Consider the following 16,501-nt stretch of genomic DNA (forward strand, 5'->3'; position numbering starts at 1 on the left):
CCGGAAACAAAAAACACCAGAGACTGTTTTATGAACAGACTCTGGTGTTTTAGCTTCTATAGATAATTGGACAGCTTCAAGAATTTGGTTTCTTTGTAGTTATGTATGTCTATGGAGTAATCAAAAATCACTCCGCTTTTTAAGAATGCCCGGTTGGTGGATATAAGAGATGGTTCCCCGGGTGTCAGTCCCAGTTCCCTGGCATCATGCTCATTGAGCACTCCTGCTGTAATGACACGGTCTACGAATCCGATGGATTTTTTCAGTTCTTCCCGGACATACTGGTAAATAGAACCTTTCACGATTTCCTCACTGAGATATGGAATCAGCTCTCTATTGTAGTAGGAATACTCCACAACATAGGGGACGCCCGCCACGCTTCTCAGTCTTTCGATGAAATACACGGGTGTGCCTTTTTCGCACTGCATCACCTGAGCAAGCTTCTCATCCGCTTCAATAAGTTTGAAGCTGTTCACTTTTGTTGTGACATGGTTCTCTCCAAATCCTTGTGTAAGACCATGAAAGTCTTCCAGATTGATGGCTCCATCCATGGACACACTTCTTAAAAAGACACCGCTGCCTTGGATGGGAATCACAAGACCTTTTCTTGTCAGGAGGTCTATGGCTTTTCGGATAGTATTTCTGGATACCTCAAACTGCTCAATGAGCTCTTCCTCTGTAGGCAGCTTTTTAGTATCCTGATATAAGCCTTCCCTGATATTCTTTGCAATCTCTTCACAGATCACCTTATACTTCACATCCAAGTGTAATCCTCCCATCTTCTTCTGTTTCCTCTGCTTTTATTATATCCGTCACCCATTCCGGTGACAATGTATTTCCATTTTCTACTAGCTTAGCTTCTTATGAATGTCAATGATTTCCTTCGCCATGATTCTGAAGGTCTCAGCGGACATCATCTGATCTTCTGCATGTACCAGAAGAAGATCCACCTTTACTTTATCTCCGGAAGCTTCCTTTGTGAGAAGACCTCCATGGGCATGGTGTCCTTCAGCCAGCATCTTTTCGCCTTCTTCCATAAGCTTTTCCGCTTCCTCAAAATTTCCTTCTTTTGCTGCTTCAATGGCTTCCATAAAATAGGATCTGGCAGATCCGTTGGCCGCAATCATTTCAAAACAGACCAGTTCTATACCTTCCATATTCTACCTCCTTATTCTTCGAGACAATTTTCTCCATTTGTTTTTATAACTTCCTGATAGAAATAGAAAGAATCTTTCCTGATTCTTGGAAGATCTTCCTTTTCAAAGTCCACGAACACAAAGCCGTACCGTTTCTGATATCCATTGAGCCAGCTGAGAAGATCCGTGAAGGACCAGGTGCAGTAACCTAAAAGGTCTACACCTTCTTCTATGGCTTCATAGCAGGCTTTGATGTGTTCCCTGATATAATCGATCCGATATCCGTCCTGAACTTTTCCTTCTGAAACCTTATCAAAAGCACCCATACCGTTCTCAGAAATGAGGATGGGTTTTCCATAGCGCTCTGAAATCTCCACCAGAGCATATCTGAGCCCATCGGGATCAATGGACCAGTCCCAATCGGTGTACTTGAGCTTGTTGTTGTAGACCTGACGGTACAGGCCTGGAATGCCAGACTCCCGGAAATTTCCTTTCTCCCCGGAAACATTGAAGTCAGACATGCCGATACCGTCTTCTCCATTATAAGCCAAAGTAGCACTCTGATAATAGTTGATTCCGATGAAGTCCGTCATCCTGGCACTCTCCACAAGCACTTTCTCATCCTCAGGAAGGATTTCCGGTGCAAGACCTCTCTCTTTAAAGTAAGCATATCCCCAAGAAGGGTACTTGCCTTTAAAATAGATGTCCATGATGTAGTGATTTACGGTCTCATAATATCTTCTTTGAGCTTCCACATCTTTTTCATCCTCCGTTTTTGCATATCCCGGAGTATAGGCGATGGAGGATCCGATTTCCCCCTCATATCCCCTCTCTTTAAAGAGCTTCACCACATAGGCATGAACCAGCGCTGTATGGTGATAGGTTTTCAGATACATCCCCATGTCTTTCATTCCCGGTGGATGAAGCGCCATGAAGTAGCCCAGCTGTGTAAAAATATTGGGCTCATTTAATACAATCCAGTACTTCACTTTCTTATGGAACTCATCAAACAGAATCTTTGCAAAGGCTGTAAAGTCCTCCACAATCTTCCGGTTTTCCCATCCGCCATACTCTTCCTGTAAAGCCAAGGGAAGATCCCAATGATATATGGTTACGACTGGCTCAATACCATTTTCCAGCAGCCTATCAATGAGCTTATGGTAAAACTCCAGTCCTTTTCTTTCAATTCTTCCACGCCCTTCCGGAAGGATCCTGGTCCAGGAGATGGAAAAGCGGTATGCTTTCAGCCCCATTTCCTTCATGAGCGCAATATCTTCATCTGATCTGTGATAGTGATCCGTAGCCACATCTCCATTGGTTCCCTGGAAGGTTTTTCCAGGAAGCTTCACCCACTCATCCCAAATGGAGAGTCCTTTTCCGTCTTCCTGGTAAGCACCTTCTACCTGATATGCCGCGGAGGCGCTGCCAAAGAGAAAATTCTCCGGAAATTTATTTGACATATTCCACCATAAAGAACAGCGCTGGTCCCAGCTCTGATTTTTTGATGGCAGCCTTGGCGACAGAAGCGGCTCTTTCTGACTCCTCACTGGTATTAAAATACATTTTCATCTGTTCTGTTTTCACATACTCATAGGTAATGCCGTCTATGGTTTTTCCATGGAGCAAGTCTTTCACAAAATCCCTTTTTAATGGCATATTCACGATAATCACTTTTTCTCACCTTCCAACATCTGTTTTAATGATTCAAGTTTCTTCTGAAGTTTCTTTTTTGCACCACTGCTTAATACAGGCAGACTGAACAGCAGATAGTTGTACTTTCTTATGAGACTGTCACTGGTAGCCTCCTCTTTCAGCTGGACATAGGTGAATCCATCCCCCTTGTCACGGAAACTGTAGGTGGTCTTCACCTGGTCCTGTCCAAGATAAGATACAAAGGAAAGCAGCTTGTTCTCTTCCACCTCCGTAATAACCTGGCGCACTTTACGTTCCCCTTTCAGAGATGGCATATGATAGATAGACTCCTGATCCAGAAGCGGCCCTTTTAGTTTCAGCGCTTTCCTCAAGCTGTCTTCTACAGCACCATAAACTTCGTGTATGTTTTTATAAATTAAGATTCCCTGTTCCATCTATTTCACCCTCAATTTAGGAAGAATAGTCCCAGGACAAGCTCCTTGGGACTATTCCATCAGTTTCAGTATTATTTATGCGGTTTTTTCCAGCTCTTCTCTTTCTGCTTCATAACGGTTTGCAATCATAACAAATGGCATGTACACAAGGAAGGCAATGACCAGGTTCACAACAGAGACAACAACTGCTCCAAAGGATCCGTTGGTCGCTAGGAATGCGTTCAGGATTGGTGGTGTTGTCCATGGTACAGAGTTTACAATCGGACCTGCGAAACCAATCTTTGTGGCATAGAACGCAATCAGGGTCAGAATTGGCTGTACAATGACAAATGGGATGAAATACACTGGGTTCAGAACGATTGGCATACCAAAGAGCACAGGCTCATTGATCATGAAGACTCCCGGTGGGAATCCAAGCTTTGCCACTTCTTTCTGCTGTTTCACTTTAGAGAAAATAAGAATTGCAGCAATCAGTGGAAGCGTTGCTCCAGAACCACCCAAGAACACATAAGCATCCCAGGAACCTCTGACCCAAACAGCCAGTTCATCTGCACCGGTTCCGATGGCTCGGATGCCATTAGCAAACTTATCAATATTTTCAAGACCCATAGTTCCATAAATTGGGCTCATGATGGCTTCCAGCATATTTGCGCCATGAAGACCAAAGAACCAAAGAACAGGAATCAATGTGGAAATGAGCAGGATAGAGAAGATATTCTGTCCTAAAACAGAAAGTCCGCTGGCAATATTTACTTCAAACCAAGCAAAGATGTTCAGCCCTGATGCTACATTAAAGAAGTATGCAACCAGTGCCCAGAAGAATACTGCAACAAATCCTGGTATAACCGCGGAAAATCCTTTAGCAACAGCAGGAGGAACGGTGTCAGGCATCTTGATGACCCAGTTCTTTCTGACGATGGCAAAATAGATTTCTGGAGTGATCAGACCGACAATCAGCGCAATGAAGATACCTTGAGCTCCAAGGAAGTTTGTCACCCAGGAAGCCACAGCTTCATTGTTTCTAGCCAGTGCTCCTAATAGAATGAACGATGCAACAGAAATAAGTCCAGTGGATAATGAGTCTTTTTCTTCATTGACTGCACGGTTGTAGCCCATGGAGAAGGTAAGACCTAAAGCGATGATGCCGAAAGTTCCACTTTCCATAAGAGAGAACAGTGGAGCCAGATTAGTATTGGTCCATACAATAAAAGCGCTTTCTCCACCAATATATTCAGCTAGAAGTGACCAAGGCACAAAGAATACATTGTTTAGCAGTACAGCAAATGCACCTACAAGGATAAGAGGCATCAGTGCTGCGAAAGAGTCTCTGATGGCTACCAGATGTTTCTGTCCGCCTATTTTTGCAGCTACTGGGACGAATTTTTCTTCAAGAAAATTAATAAAACGATTCATTTTGACCTCCTTTGAACTACTGACTTACTATCTTTTCCTCTCCCATTGTCGACTTATGGTTGGGGTTTAAGACCATTACTTCTGCGCTAAAAGCGCCAGGGCACTATCAAGGACTTTCTCGCCTTCCATTCTTCCGTAGGACAGCATATCAATTACGCCTACCGGAACCGTGGCAAGTTTGACGAACTCATTTTTCATAAAGCGAACCTGAGGTCCTAGAAGGACAAGATCCACATCTTTGAGTATTTTTTTACCTTCACCAGCAGAAAGCGCAAAGATCTCAACGTCTATTCCTTTTTCTTTCGCTGCTTTTTCCATTTTTGTCACCAGCAGACTGGTGGACATTCCTGCAGAACATACAAGAAGTATTTTCATAAGATCCCCCTTTTTGGTTATAAACGATTACAACCTTCTTAAAAAAATCAGCACCAATAAATTCATTGGTACAACTTTATGATATGATTATAACGAAGTACTTTAGTAATGTAAATAGATATTTTCGATTTCTATTATCTTTATTATCTTATTTCGTCCTATAGGATTCATTTTCAACATAAAACACACTTTATTTTTATTTGATTCTTCATCGTAAAAGAACACTTATCTCCACATCCACAGAAATCCGCAGAGAATCTGATGAAAAATTCTTATAGGAATCACTATAACTTGTACCAATAATTTAGTATAATCTGAGTAAGGATAAAAATTTAAATGGAGGTAGATTATGAAAACCTATAAAATTGTCACCATTGGCGGCGGATCCAGCTATACACCAGAGCTTATCGAAGGATTCATCAAGCGTTATACAGAACTTCCCGTAAGAGAACTCTGGCTTGTGGATATTGAAGAGGGTAAAGAGAAACTGAATATCATCTCTGAGCTGGCTGAAAGAATGGTTGAAAAAGCGGGCATCCCCATGAAAATCCACAGTACCTTGAACAGACGTGAGGCATTGAAAGATGCGGATTTTGTCACCACACAGTTTCGTGTGGGAGGCCTTCATGCCAGATCCCTGGATGAATCCATCCCCCTTTCTCATGGGCTCATCGGACAGGAAACCAACGGTGCAGGGGGTATGTTCAAAGCATTGAGAACCATCCCTGTGATCTTTGACATCCTGAAAGACTGCGAGGAGCTCTGTCCCAATGCATTTGTTGTGAACTTCACGAATCCTGCAGGACTCGTGACAGAAGCCGTCTTGAACCACACCACCTGGAAGAGGTTCATTGGCGTGTGCAACCTGCCTTATGGTATGGAAGTTGGTGTATCCAAAATTCTGGAGGCAGATAAATCCAGAGTACGCGTTCATATGGCCGGACTCAATCACATGGTCTTCGGTTTGGATGTGTTCCTGGATGGGGTATCTGTGAAAAGAGAGGTTCTGGAAAAAATGGCAACAGAATCTGAGGCCCTGAACATGAAAAACATCATGGATCTCCCCTGGTCACCTGAGTTTTTAAGGGGACTTGATGCCATTCCATGCGCTTACCACAGATACTATTTCCAGAAGGACCAGATGCTGAGCCATATGCTGGAAGACTTTGAGAAAGGCGAAACCCGCGCATCTCAAGTGATGTCTGTAGAAGAGGATCTTTTCAAAAAATATCAGGACAAAAATCTTGCCGACAAACCCAAGGAACTGGAGCTGAGAGGTGGCGCATTCTACAGCGATGCAGCGGTGAACCTCATCTCTTCCATCGCCAACGACAAACGAGACATTCAAGTAGTCAACACCCGAAATAAAGGAGCCATCGCTTCACTTCCCTTTGATTCCGCTGTAGAAGTATCCTCCATCATCACAAAGGATGGCCCAGTGCCTCTTTCAACAGGGTTCCTGCCAGCAGCAGCAGAAGGTATTGTGCAGCAGCTTAAATCCTTCGAAAGACTCACTGTAAAAGCAGCCCTAAGCGGAAAATACGAAGATGCCTATGTGGCCATGGTCACAAACCCTCTGGTTCAAAGCGAGCATCTTGGCAGAAAAGTCCTGGATGATCTTCTTCTGGCCCATGAGAAGCATCTTCCCGCTTTTAAAGAAACCATTGAAGCCTTGAGGAAAAGGCCATGAGAATAATCATCAACGGAGATGATTTCGGTTTCTCTGAAGGACAGAACCTTGGTATTATAAAAGCACACAAACAGGGAATTCTCACCTCCACCACCGCCATGGCTGGAGGGCCTGCTCTTACTCATGGCATGGCCCTTGCAAAAGAGTGTCCCCATCTCGGCATCGGCGTGCATCTCACATTGGACGCATTACGTCCACTCTCTCCTGTGGAACAGATCCCAAGCCTTGTTGATGAACACGGCAGATTTATAAAATTTCCCATGGATGCTCCTCTTCCGGTCCAACCGGAAGAAGTGTATCTGGAGTGGACAGCCCAGATTGAGAAAATCAGATCCTACGGAATCGAACCTACCCATTTGGATGGTCATCATCATATGCATCTTCATCCGGACGTGCTGAAGGTAACCACCGTCTTGGCAAAAGAGTACAACCTCCCTATACGGCTGGTTCCATCCTATATTTCAGATGATGACCTGAATTTTATCCATAAAGAGCAGATTCAAACATTTTATGGACTGACAGATTTCTATAAAGAAACAGTTTCAGAAGAATATTTCCTGAGATTCCGGGAAAACCATGAACCGCTCGAAACTGAAATTCTTGAAATCATGTGTCATCCGGCCTATCTCGATGATGTGATTCTAGAAAACAGCAGTTATCAGATCCATCGGGTGAAAGAGCTTTCCATACTTGTGAACCCGAGCGTAAGAAAATCGGTAGAAGAGCAGCATCTCACTTTGGGAAGCGTGAAAGATTTCTTTCCAGTTCTAAGATAAACAATCCATAAGAAAGAACCTGATCACATATAAAAACGATCAGGTTCTTTCTTATTTCATCATTTATTTTCGATGGGACCAATCCACATGAAACCCTCTTTTATAAGCAAAGAGCGGTGTCACATGGCCTCTTCCTTCTTTGATCAGCACAAAAGGATCTCTCAAAAGCACCCGGCCTAGAGCCACAAGGTCTGCCCGTTCATTCTGTAGAATTTCCTCTACCTGATTCACTTCTGTGATCATCCCAACAGTTATGGTTTCTACTCCGCATTCCTTTTTGAGGATCTCGGAGAACTTCACCTGGTAGCCCGGATACACATTGATTTTCTGATCCACATGAAGCCCACCAGAGCTTACATGGATCATATCAAAATCTTCTTTCACAAGATGAGTGATTCTCACCATCTCCTCAATATCTATACCGCCTTCCACATAATCGGCAGCAGACACTCGAAGAATCAGAGGAAAATTCTCCGGAAGCACAGATTTCACTGCTTTTGTCACTTCCTTCAGAAATCGGACACGATTCTCCGTAGACCCGCCATAAGCATCGGTTCTATGGTTGGAAAGTGGGCTCAGAAACTCATGAATCAGATACCCATGGGCTCCATGGAGCTCAATGAGTTCATATCCTGCTTCAAGACTTCTCACAGCGGCCGCTTTAAATGCTTCCACGATTCTTTCAATATCTTCAAGATCCATCTCCTTTGGCTGCTTATAATCTTCATTGAATGCAATGGCGGATGGTGCCAGTGTTGTAAGAGAGGAAATACCACATTTTCTTCCAGCATGTCCCAGCTGAATACCGATGTGGGACCCATATTTTTTAGAGAGTTCCACTATTTTTCTATGTCCTGGAATTTGATCATCCTTCCAGATGCCCAGATCTCTCTCAAGAATCCGCCCTTCAGGAGTAACTCCTGTCGCTTCCACGATGATGAGTCCAATCTCTCCCAGCGCCGCGTTTCCGTAGTGAATATAATGAAAGTCAGTTGGATGTCCATCTTCTGCCATATTCATGCACATAGGCGGCATCACCACTCTATTTTTCAGGACCAGATCTTTGATCTTGTACGAACTAAATGTCTTCATCGCTCGGCTGCAAAAAACAGCACCCTCAACTCCTTTATGCCTCAAAATCTACCCAAACATATCAATTACCCAACATGTAAACGTATCTACCATCAATTCTACCTTCTACTCTGTATAAAGTCCACAGAAAGAAGGCGGTACCCTCACCCTGTGGACTCGTACAGATATGGTGTTTTGTTGTTAATCCATAGATAATATCGCCAAATAATTAACAAACTTATAATATTCATCAAACCTTTGTTAATAACTTACATTTTCTCACGTTTTTCTCTTATAATATGAGTAACATATACCACTTGCCTAATATGAGGAGGAAGAAACATGAGTATGGAAACAGCTTTCACCCAAGAAAACATCATGGTGATGGACCCCTTTATTCTGCTCAGCACCATCAACACCAAGCTGCGTAACGACTTTGATTCCCTCGCAGCCTTCTGTGACCACTATAATCTGGATCAGAGTGCTCTTATGAACAGGCTTGGAGAATTCGGCTACGATTATATTGGAGAAATCAACCAGTTCCGTATGCCTTAATCGAGTAGCCCCATAAGCTCTCTCATGACTTCAGAAGCAAGAAGAATTCCCGCCGCAGGCGGAACAAAGGAAGTACTCCCCGGAGTGCTTCTTTTTTTGAGGCTGCTTACAGCACCTTCCACAGTTTCACCTTCTATGGCCATGGGCACCAAAGGTTTCTCCGTGGATGCCACCACTTTCAGGTGAAGAATCCCACGGTTTTTCAGCTCTCTTCGCATCACTTTGGCCAATGGACACATGGTGGTTTTCTTGATGTCCGTCACGAAAAGCTTGGAAGGATCCAGCTTATTGCCCGTTCCCATGGAACTGATGATTTTTATGTTCTTTTCCTTACAGTAGGCAATGACCTGAAGCTTACTGGTTACTGTATCTATGGCGTCAATGACATAATCCGTGTCCTCTGTGATGATCTCGGAAAGATTCTCACTGCCTATGAATGCTTTCACCCCAATCACTTTACATTGCCGGTTGATGCTTACTGCTCTTTCCAAGGCAGCATCCACCTTGTGTTTTCCGATATGATCATAGGTGGAAAGGAGCTGCCTGTTCAAATTGGACAGGGTGAACACATCATCATCCACCACCACAATCTTTCCCACTCCACCGCGCACCAAGGCTTCAAAGCAGGTTCCCCCTACGCCACCAAGTCCTAGAAGCACCACCTTGGACCTATGTAGTTTTTCCATATTTTCTGCTCCCAGGAGCATTTCTGTTCTTCTTAACTCATGCTGCATCTTCATCCATTCCTTTCTTAAAACAAATGTAAATATATCGGAAATCTCTCCCTATTTCAAGTGTTTTCCAAAAACACTTCCTTTACATCTCTTCTCATTATCTCTTATAATTAAATGCAAATAGAGTACAAGGAGATATAGCTAAATGAAAATAGGGATTATTTGTGCCATGGAGGAAGAACTGGCTCCTCTGAAAAAGATCATGTCCATCAAGGAAAGCAGGACAAAAGCAAGAATGGAGTTCATTGAAGGCACTCTGGAAGAGAAAGATGTAGTCATGGTGATTTCAGGCATCGGTAAAGTCAATGCAGCGGTTTGCGCTCAAATTCTTGCGGATGACTACCATGTGACACACCTCATCAATGTAGGCGTAGCTGGAGGCGTCAAGGAGAATATCCAACCCATGGATGTGGTGGTGGCAACGGCTCTTCTACAGCACGATATGGATGTCACCGCCTTCGGTTTGAAACGTGGCGAGATTCCAAGGTTCGAAAGCTCTCTCTTCAAGACCGATGACAAGCTCACCAGATTGGCACTGGAGGGATCCCGAAAAAACGAGGGTTATACCACGCATGAAGGCATCATCGTCAGCGGAGATCAGTTCATCTCCAGCAAGGAGAGGATCGAAGATCTTCTGGAAACCTTTGATGCAGCTGCCTGCGAGATGGAAGGCGCTGCCATCGCCCAGGCAGCTGATCTCAATCACATTCCATTTTCAGTCATACGAGCCATTTCGGACAATGCCAATACCGGTGCAAGCATGGACTATGAAAAGTTCAAAGACTTAGCCGTAGAAAACACTGTATCGATCCTCACCTATGTTCTTAAAAATCTATAATTGAAAAAATCCCAGGAGCAGTTCTTCACAGAAATGCTCCTGGGATTTTATTATTTCATAAAGGCTTCGTTAGAATCCGTAGATCTTAGAGTACTTCTCTTCCAGATACTGGAGGAAATACTTAGCGTTCAGGGGCTCTCCAGTGATCTTCTCAATGAGCACCTTGGGTTCGTAGGTTCCGCCATGGCTATGGACATGTTCCGCCAGCCATTTTGTAATTTCAGAAACCTTTCCTTCACGGATGAGCTCATAGTAGTTAGGCAGATCTCTCAGAATGCCTTTGTAGAGCATCTGTGCGCCATAAAGATTTCCGAGAGCATAACTTGGGAAATACCCAATCATTCCGCCAGACCAGTGAACATCCTGAAGAACTCCCTTGGCATAGGATTCTGGAGTTACCCCCAGATATTCTGTATACTTATCTGCCCAGATTTGGGGAAGCTCATCAAAATTCACCTCTCCATTGATCAGCATTTTTTCAATCTCATAACGGATGATGATATGGAGACTGTAGGTGAGTTCGTCCGCATCGATTCTGATGAGAGACGGTTCTACCTTATTGATGGCTCTATAAATTTCTTCTGGGCTGTAGTTTTTAAGCCCTTCAAAAGCTGACACCATATTGGGATATTCTGTCTCAATGAACTCCTTTCCTCTACCTAGAATATTCTCGTAGTATCTGGATTGGGATTCATGGATTCCCATGGATACACCGCCACCGATATTGGTCTTGGTGATGTCATCGGGAATGTTCTGCTCATAAATGGCATGCCCTGTTTCATGGATGGTGGAGTACATGGCTGTCACAGGGTCTTCCTTGCTGTAAGCTGTTGTGATTCTCACATCCTTGTTGCCAAAGTTTGTGGAGAATGGATGCGCGCTTTCTGCAATGGCACCTCTTTCAAAATCATAACCCAGCCTCTTCGCAAGCTCTGTGTTGTAGTTCTTCTGGGGCTCTATTGCATATTCGCCTTTCAGAATGCTGCTGTCGATCTCCACAGCGCTTTCACCAATTTTTTTCAGAAGAACCAGAAGACCATCCCGAAGCTCCTTGAATACACCATCGATTTCCTCCACCGTTGCACCAGGTTCATACATATCAAGCAGCGCATCATATGGAGTCTTTTCATAACCGATGTATCCGGCGATTTTCTTATTGAAATAAACAATCTTCTCCAGAATAGGCTTGAAGGATTCATAATCATTCTTCTCTCTGGCTTCTGCCCAGTAGGTTTCTCCTGAAGCCACAAGCTTGCTGTATTCAAGGTATTCTTCTTCCGGAATTTTCTTCATGAAATCCAGAGACTTTTTCGCCGATTTCACCATGGCTTTTTCTTTATCATCCATTTCGTCCAGATGCTCATAAAGACCAAACACCAGATCCTGATACTCTTTTCCTGTCTCCAGCTTGTACATAAGCTGGCTTAGGTACCCCACAACCTCGGAACGTCTCTCTACGCCTTTGGAAGGCATAATGGTCGCCATATCCCAGTATAGAACCCCTTGAGCATCTCCGATGTTTTTCATTTCTTCCTGGATTTCCAGAAACCTTTTGAATGACTCTTTGTAGTTTTCCAATCCTTTGTCCTCCATTCTATTCCATATTTTTAAGCTTATAGTATCTTTCTATCATAAGTTCACGCTCCCTGTCCATAGGTGGCGCCAGTTCTAGCACAGATTCTGTTTCTCTGCAGTATTTAACTGTTATGCATTGCCCCAGATTCCGAGGACACCTGTAGCAAAGACAGGCGGGATCATTCCCATCGCAGCTTTCCCCATACTCCGGACAGTGTTTGCAGTTCTCTGCTAAATTTTCTCTCATAGAATACTCTCTCCCCGATATTTGTCCATTAGTCTCTTCATGATTTCTGTATTGGACGGTGGCGTATAGGTGATGGCATTGGCTCCCGCCTCAATGGTTTCCAGGATGCTCTCCTCAGTGGGACCTCCTGTGGCTATAATGGGAAATTCCGGATACTTCTCCCGGATCTTCCGCACAATCCTGGCAGTGTTTTTCGCGCCAGACACATTGAGAATGGTAGCACCGGCTCCAATCCTCGCGTCAATATCATCCTCTTCTGAGATGACTGTGACGACGATGGGAATATCAATGACATCCCGGACTCCACTGAGAATCTCATTTTTTGTCGGACTGTTCAGAACCACACCGATGGCTCCTTTGAATTCCGCATCCAGAGCAAGATTGATGACCCTCTTCCCTGTGGTCGTCCCGCCACCCACTCCGCAGAACACCGGAACATCAGAAGCATTGATGAGGCTTTGAGTAATGATGGGCTGGGGAGTAAAGGGGTAAACACTCATCACCGCATCGGCATTGGTGTTCTTGATGACGGCAACATCCGTGGAAAAAATAAGAGACTTGATTCTCTTTCCGAGAATCACAATACCAGTGGCTTTTCTAATCACTTCCGGTACTTCTATCATATGACCCCGAAGGCTTGTGGTAATCACCGGGGCAGTTCTTTTATCCATTGTACGCCCTCCTTTTGTTTAAGACATTTTCATCATTATAACATTGGATTGATGTCCTTAGTTCTTAACATTTTTAGAACAGCCCCTGTTCTTCTCTGAATACAACAGGGACAGACTTTGACAGCTCCAGTGATGTTTCACTGATTCTGCAGTCATAGGCAAAAAGATTTACTCCTTGAACCTTAGCTCGATAGAGCATGGCGGAAAATAGAGGATCCTGTTCATACGCAGGCGTGAATCCCTTCATTCCATCCATCTGAAGAACAAAGAGAACCCCAGCTCCGTGCCCTTCCTTCTTCGCAGAAATCAGCTCCTCCACATGACGGGTTCCTCTTTCTGTGGGTGCATCCGGAAAACTCGCCATGCCCTCTGTTTCCAACGTGACCCCCTTCACTTCCAGATAGTATTTTTTCCCTTCAGGACTTTCCAGAAGGAAATCAAACCTGCTTTTTCCATAAAATTTCTCGCGCTGGATCTTCGTATATTCCCTCAGCTCAGGAATCCTTCCTGCAAGAAGGGCTTCTTCCACCACTTTATTCGGTATCTGTGAGTCAATGTTGATCAGCGCTTCTCCTTTATAGGCCGCAATAAGACTAAAGGCAGTCTTTCGGTTTGGATTGTCTTCTTTCCGAAGAATCACTTTTGTGCCAGGAATCAGGATTTCCTTCACCCGACCCGTGTTTGGCACGTGAACCATGATGGTTTCTCCTTCATATTCCACATACCCCTGAAAGCGGTTAGGCCGTTTCACAAAAACAGCAGGAACAGTTTGTTTTATGAATTTCATAATGTATTCTCCTTGAAATCTGATTGTGGATATGCTTTTCCATCCAAGAAAAATATCCACAAATTGTGTAGGCTTTTATCCACATTCCTGTGGATAATGTGCAAACCAACCTGGAAACATTCAGTATCAACTCGAAAGTTATCCACAATATTTGACTTTAGTCCACAATCTCTGTGGATAAGTACGGATGTTTCTTTTTTCCTTTGTCAAGCTTTCCTGTTGATTTGTCAATTCCTTAATCTTTTTGATATTTCAGACCACTCAGACAGAGTGTTCTTCTATTCATCGTACTCTATGATTCTTAACAGAAACTTTGGAATTCTACTAAATCCTGAATGATTTCCTTCAAATTGTAAAGAGAAGGCCTCTCCCATTCATAGTAAATTTACTTTGCATAAGATTCCTTAAAATCGTTAGGAACCCAGCAGATGATATAATAGAAAGAAGAAATCATAACCTTTTATAGGTATGCGAGGAGTGTTTTTGAATGAAATGGAGAAACAGGCGACAAAGTTCCAATATTGAAGACCGCCGCGGTGGAAGCGCCCCCATGGGGGGTATGGGCGGTAAAAGCATCATGGGAGGCGGCATAGGGCTCATCCTTCTTCTTGTCTTTGCGCTGCTCGGCGGAGACCTTGGTTCCATGCTTTCCCCTCAGAGCGCAGCGCCTGGGAATATTCCCTATGAAGCTACCCAAGAGGAAGAAGACCTGGCTGACTTTGTATCCGTTGTGTTGGCAGATACAGAAGATGTCTGGACCAGTCTTTTCAAAGAGTATAACAGAGACTACGAGAAACCGACTCTTGTTCTATTCAATGACCGGGTGGAATCCGCCTGCGGTGTGGCAGGTTCTTCCACTGGTCCATTCTACTGCCCAGCTGACCGGAAGATTTATATCGATCTGAGTTTTTATAAAGAACTCAGTCAGCGCTTCGGTGCTCCCGGAGATTTCGCCATGGCGTATGTAGTAGCCCACGAAGTAGGACATCATGTCCAGACGCTGCTTGGTATCTCACAGCAGGTGCAGCAGCTTCGTGGACAGGTCAGTGAAGCAGAGTATAACGAGAATCTTGTGAGGCTGGAGCTTCAGGCGGATTATCTTGCAGGCGTCTTCGCAAACTATGCCCATGGGAGAGGATATCTCGAGGAAGGCGATATTGAAGAAGCCATCAACGCGGCCAATGCCATCGGAGATGACACGCTGCAGAAAAAAGCACAGGGCTATGTGGTACCCGACAGTTTTACCCATGGCACTTCTGCGCAGCGTATGAAGTGGTTCAGGCTCGGTTTCCAGTATGGAGATTTGGAGCATGGTGACACATTCAACACAAACGACTTATAGAAACCCCTTCTATATAAGGTAAAACCCCCAGAGCAGTTCCTCAAAAGGATGCTCTGGGGGTTTTCTATTTACGCTTATCCCTCAAAAATCACTTCGGACTCAGGACGCATAATCTGGATAAAGGTCTTTCCTGGCTGGAATGCCATCTCTTTTCCCTCTTCATCATAGTACTTTGTCATGGAGGATTCATTCTCGCGGACCCAAGTCCCCTTTTTCATGCTGCCTCCGATGAAGTACTCCGCAGCTCCTGTTCCGATCATTTCCATGTTGGTATAGACTGTATCCTTCACATGGTAGTGTTCTACATGCTGTACAATGATATTCTTCACAGAAATCTGTGTGTTGTTTTCTTTGTCCATCATGGGTTCTCCATTGATAGAGCGGTAATATACTCCTTCCTCTCCCCGGAAGTCATATGTGATTTTATTGTCTGCACGATAGGAGAGTGATACCTTTGAAGCCGGCTGGCCCCCTTCCACTTCCTTGTCAAGGTAGGCAAGGGTTCTGTCCTTCGGCTCAAAGTCATAGGCTTCTGCCATGACCACCTCCAGATCTGTATAGGCATTGTGAGGTGCCACCCGATCCGTGGATCTTGAAAATCCAACGGAGGTTATGGTGCCATCCAGTCTCTTGGCTGTGATGCCCAGATCCTTTCTCCAGGTGTCTATATCCTGACCTTCCAGGTTCTTTGAGCCACCATAATAAATATACAGGTAGTTCCACTCACTCCAAAGGAACATGTGCTGTTTTCTTGCACTTCTTACAGGACCTGCCTTTTGAGGATAACTTCCATGAAAAAATGCAGTCAGCCTTGTGATGGTGCTTTCCACTTCCATCTCATAAATAATGCCAGCTTCGGAAAGTCCACTGTGCGGCCTTGCGGCTTTGGTATTTTCCATCTGTACCATGATGACTTTTCCGTCTCCCTCATAAGGAAGCCCTGTTAATGGTGAAAGTCTAGGCACTACCTCACCGTAATGATGGGCAAGTGTCTCCGCTGGCTCTTCTTCAGGAGTTTCCACAGGCTCCTCCACGGGTTCTTCCTCTGCAGGCGTTTCCACAGGCGTTTCTATTGGAACTTCCGGTGCCTCTTCTTTCTTGCAGGAGAATAGTCCAAAGGAAAGAGATAAAATGCATAAAATAATCACTGTTTTTATCATACGAGCATCCCCCAATTCTGAAATCATTCTACTCCTATTCTATC

19 protein-coding genes are annotated in these 16,501 nt (G+C 44.3%); 5 read left to right on the top strand and 14 right to left on the bottom strand.

Annotated features, from left to right (window positions below; all coding sequences use genetic code 11):
• Positions 1–56: 56 nt before the first annotated feature.
• The 7 genes from T487_RS0112120 to T487_RS0112150 form a co-directional block, all read right to left on the bottom strand.
• Positions 57–758: a GntR family transcriptional regulator gene (locus T487_RS0112120; RefSeq protein WP_242848064.1), complete on the bottom strand. Its 702-nt coding sequence runs from the start codon at positions 756–758 to the stop codon at positions 57–59.
• 90 nt (positions 759–848) lie between these two features.
• Entirely contained in the window at positions 849–1,157 is a 309-nt protein-coding gene (locus T487_RS0112125) for a PTS sugar transporter subunit IIA (RefSeq protein WP_031577401.1), read from the bottom strand.
• 11 nt (positions 1,158–1,168) lie between these two features.
• Positions 1,169–2,596 (bottom strand): glycoside hydrolase family 1 protein, encoded by a 1,428-nt coding sequence (locus tag T487_RS0112130; RefSeq protein WP_031577402.1) that lies wholly within the window; start codon positions 2,594–2,596, stop codon positions 1,169–1,171.
• Positions 2,586–2,807, bottom strand: a complete 222-nt coding sequence (locus T487_RS0112135; RefSeq protein WP_031577403.1) for a hypothetical protein — start codon at positions 2,805–2,807, stop codon at positions 2,586–2,588. The genes T487_RS0112130 and T487_RS0112135 overlap by 11 nt, the downstream gene beginning before the upstream one ends.
• Positions 2,804–3,223, bottom strand: a complete 420-nt coding sequence (locus tag T487_RS0112140; protein ID WP_031577404.1) for a hypothetical protein — start codon at positions 3,221–3,223, stop codon at positions 2,804–2,806. The genes T487_RS0112135 and T487_RS0112140 overlap by 4 nt, the downstream gene beginning before the upstream one ends.
• Before the next feature lie 75 nt (positions 3,224–3,298).
• The gene (locus T487_RS0112145; RefSeq protein WP_031577405.1) at positions 3,299–4,636 is read right to left on the bottom strand and encodes a PTS sugar transporter subunit IIC; all 1,338 of its coding nucleotides are present in this window, start codon (positions 4,634–4,636) and stop codon (positions 3,299–3,301) included.
• 75 nt (positions 4,637–4,711) lie between these two features.
• Positions 4,712–5,011, bottom strand: coding sequence for a PTS sugar transporter subunit IIB (locus T487_RS0112150; RefSeq protein WP_031577406.1), 300 nt, complete (start codon positions 5,009–5,011; stop codon positions 4,712–4,714).
• Positions 5,012–5,360: 349 nt separating this feature from the next.
• Between T487_RS0112150 and T487_RS0112155 the strand changes: the two genes are divergently transcribed.
• On the top strand, positions 5,361–6,701 hold the full coding sequence (locus tag T487_RS0112155) for a 6-phospho-beta-glucosidase (RefSeq protein WP_143004656.1): 1,341 nt from the start codon (positions 5,361–5,363) through the stop codon (positions 6,699–6,701).
• Positions 6,698–7,477, top strand: a complete 780-nt coding sequence (gene chbG, locus T487_RS0112160; RefSeq protein WP_031577408.1) for a chitin disaccharide deacetylase — start codon at positions 6,698–6,700, stop codon at positions 7,475–7,477. Before T487_RS0112155 ends, chbG begins: the two co-directional genes overlap by 4 nt.
• Positions 7,478–7,540: 63 nt before the next feature.
• Here the strand turns inward: chbG and namA are convergent, their stop codons facing one another.
• Positions 7,541–8,569: an NADPH dehydrogenase NamA gene (gene namA / locus T487_RS0112165; protein WP_031577409.1), complete on the bottom strand. Its 1,029-nt coding sequence runs from the start codon at positions 8,567–8,569 to the stop codon at positions 7,541–7,543.
• Positions 8,570–8,890: 321 nt separating this feature from the next.
• On the opposite strand from namA, the gene T487_RS0112170 reads away from it, so the two are divergent.
• Positions 8,891–9,103, top strand: a complete 213-nt coding sequence (locus T487_RS0112170; RefSeq protein ID WP_036909491.1) for a DUF4250 domain-containing protein — start codon at positions 8,891–8,893, stop codon at positions 9,101–9,103.
• On the opposite strand, the gene T487_RS0112175 is transcribed toward T487_RS0112170, so the two are convergent.
• Positions 9,100–9,843, bottom strand: coding sequence for a tRNA threonylcarbamoyladenosine dehydratase (locus T487_RS0112175; protein WP_031577412.1), 744 nt, complete (start codon positions 9,841–9,843; stop codon positions 9,100–9,102). The two genes, T487_RS0112170 and T487_RS0112175, sit on opposite strands and share 4 nt — an antisense overlap.
• Before the next feature lie 139 nt (positions 9,844–9,982).
• Here T487_RS0112175 and T487_RS0112180 point away from each other — a divergent pair, with 139 nt between their 5' ends.
• A complete protein-coding gene (locus T487_RS0112180; RefSeq protein WP_031577413.1) occupies positions 9,983–10,675 on the top strand; it encodes a 5'-methylthioadenosine/adenosylhomocysteine nucleosidase in 693 nt (230 codons plus the stop codon).
• A 69-nt stretch (positions 10,676–10,744) separates the two neighbouring features.
• Here T487_RS0112180 and T487_RS0112185 read toward each other — a convergent pair whose 3' ends face one another.
• The 4 genes from T487_RS0112185 to sfsA form a co-directional block, all read right to left on the bottom strand.
• Positions 10,745–12,253, bottom strand: coding sequence for a carboxypeptidase M32 (locus tag T487_RS0112185; RefSeq protein WP_162178259.1), 1,509 nt, complete (start codon positions 12,251–12,253; stop codon positions 10,745–10,747).
• 16 nt (positions 12,254–12,269) lie between these two features.
• Positions 12,270–12,497 carry a hypothetical protein gene (locus tag T487_RS15555; RefSeq protein ID WP_036909493.1) on the bottom strand — a complete coding sequence of 76 codons (228 nt, stop codon included), beginning with the start codon at positions 12,495–12,497 and terminating at the stop codon, positions 12,270–12,272.
• Positions 12,494–13,168, bottom strand: a complete 675-nt coding sequence (locus tag T487_RS0112195) for a beta/alpha barrel domain-containing protein (protein ID WP_031577415.1) — start codon at positions 13,166–13,168, stop codon at positions 12,494–12,496. Before T487_RS0112195 ends, T487_RS15555 begins: the two co-directional genes overlap by 4 nt.
• Before the next feature lie 73 nt (positions 13,169–13,241).
• A complete protein-coding gene (gene sfsA / locus T487_RS0112200) occupies positions 13,242–13,955 on the bottom strand; it encodes a DNA/RNA nuclease SfsA (RefSeq protein ID WP_031577416.1) in 714 nt (237 codons plus the stop codon).
• Between the two features lie 487 nt (positions 13,956–14,442).
• Here sfsA and ypfJ point away from each other — a divergent pair, with 487 nt between their 5' ends.
• Positions 14,443–15,297: a KPN_02809 family neutral zinc metallopeptidase gene (ypfJ, locus tag T487_RS0112205; RefSeq protein WP_031577417.1), complete on the top strand. Its 855-nt coding sequence runs from the start codon at positions 14,443–14,445 to the stop codon at positions 15,295–15,297.
• Positions 15,298–15,371: 74 nt separating this feature from the next.
• On the opposite strand, the gene T487_RS0112210 is transcribed toward ypfJ, so the two are convergent.
• Positions 15,372–16,457, bottom strand: a complete 1,086-nt coding sequence (locus T487_RS0112210; RefSeq protein ID WP_031577418.1) for a DUF3048 domain-containing protein — start codon at positions 16,455–16,457, stop codon at positions 15,372–15,374.
• Positions 16,458–16,501: the final 44 nt, after the last annotated feature.

This window comes from Proteiniclasticum ruminis DSM 24773 (assembly GCF_000701905.1).
In the GTDB taxonomy this organism is placed as follows: Bacteria; Bacillota; Clostridia; order Clostridiales; family Clostridiaceae; genus Proteiniclasticum; species Proteiniclasticum ruminis.

Bases quoted from the DNA above. Each gene is read 5' to 3' on its own strand.
- T487_RS0112125 (WP_031577401.1), bottom strand. From the start codon at position 1,157: ATGGAAGGTATAGAACTGGTCTGTTTTGAAATGATTGCGGCCAACGGA.
- T487_RS0112130 (WP_031577402.1), bottom strand. From the start codon at position 2,596: ATGTCAAATAAATTTCCGGAGAATTTTCTCTTTGGCAGCGCCTCCGCG.
- T487_RS0112140 (WP_031577404.1), bottom strand. From the start codon at position 3,223: ATGGAACAGGGAATCTTAATTTATAAAAACATACACGAAGTTTATGGT.
- T487_RS0112145 (WP_031577405.1), bottom strand. From the start codon at position 4,636: ATGAATCGTTTTATTAATTTTCTTGAAGAAAAATTCGTCCCAGTAGCT.
- T487_RS0112150 (WP_031577406.1), bottom strand. From the start codon at position 5,011: ATGAAAATACTTCTTGTATGTTCTGCAGGAATGTCCACCAGTCTGCTG.
- T487_RS0112155 (WP_143004656.1), top strand. From the start codon at position 5,361: ATGAAAACCTATAAAATTGTCACCATTGGCGGCGGATCCAGCTATACA.
- chbG (WP_031577408.1), top strand. From the start codon at position 6,698: ATGAGAATAATCATCAACGGAGATGATTTCGGTTTCTCTGAAGGACAG.
- namA (WP_031577409.1), bottom strand. From the start codon at position 8,569: ATGAAGACATTTAGTTCGTACAAGATCAAAGATCTGGTCCTGAAAAAT.
- T487_RS0112170 (WP_036909491.1), top strand. From the start codon at position 8,891: ATGAGTATGGAAACAGCTTTCACCCAAGAAAACATCATGGTGATGGAC.
- T487_RS0112175 (WP_031577412.1), bottom strand. From the start codon at position 9,843: ATGAAGATGCAGCATGAGTTAAGAAGAACAGAAATGCTCCTGGGAGCA.
- T487_RS0112180 (WP_031577413.1), top strand. From the start codon at position 9,983: ATGAAAATAGGGATTATTTGTGCCATGGAGGAAGAACTGGCTCCTCTG.
- T487_RS15555 (WP_036909493.1), bottom strand. From the start codon at position 12,497: ATGAGAGAAAATTTAGCAGAGAACTGCAAACACTGTCCGGAGTATGGG.
- T487_RS0112195 (WP_031577415.1), bottom strand. From the start codon at position 13,168: ATGGATAAAAGAACTGCCCCGGTGATTACCACAAGCCTTCGGGGTCAT.
- sfsA (WP_031577416.1), bottom strand. From the start codon at position 13,955: ATGAAATTCATAAAACAAACTGTTCCTGCTGTTTTTGTGAAACGGCCT.
- ypfJ (WP_031577417.1), top strand. From the start codon at position 14,443: ATGAAATGGAGAAACAGGCGACAAAGTTCCAATATTGAAGACCGCCGC.
- T487_RS0112210 (WP_031577418.1), bottom strand. From the start codon at position 16,457: ATGATAAAAACAGTGATTATTTTATGCATTTTATCTCTTTCCTTTGGA.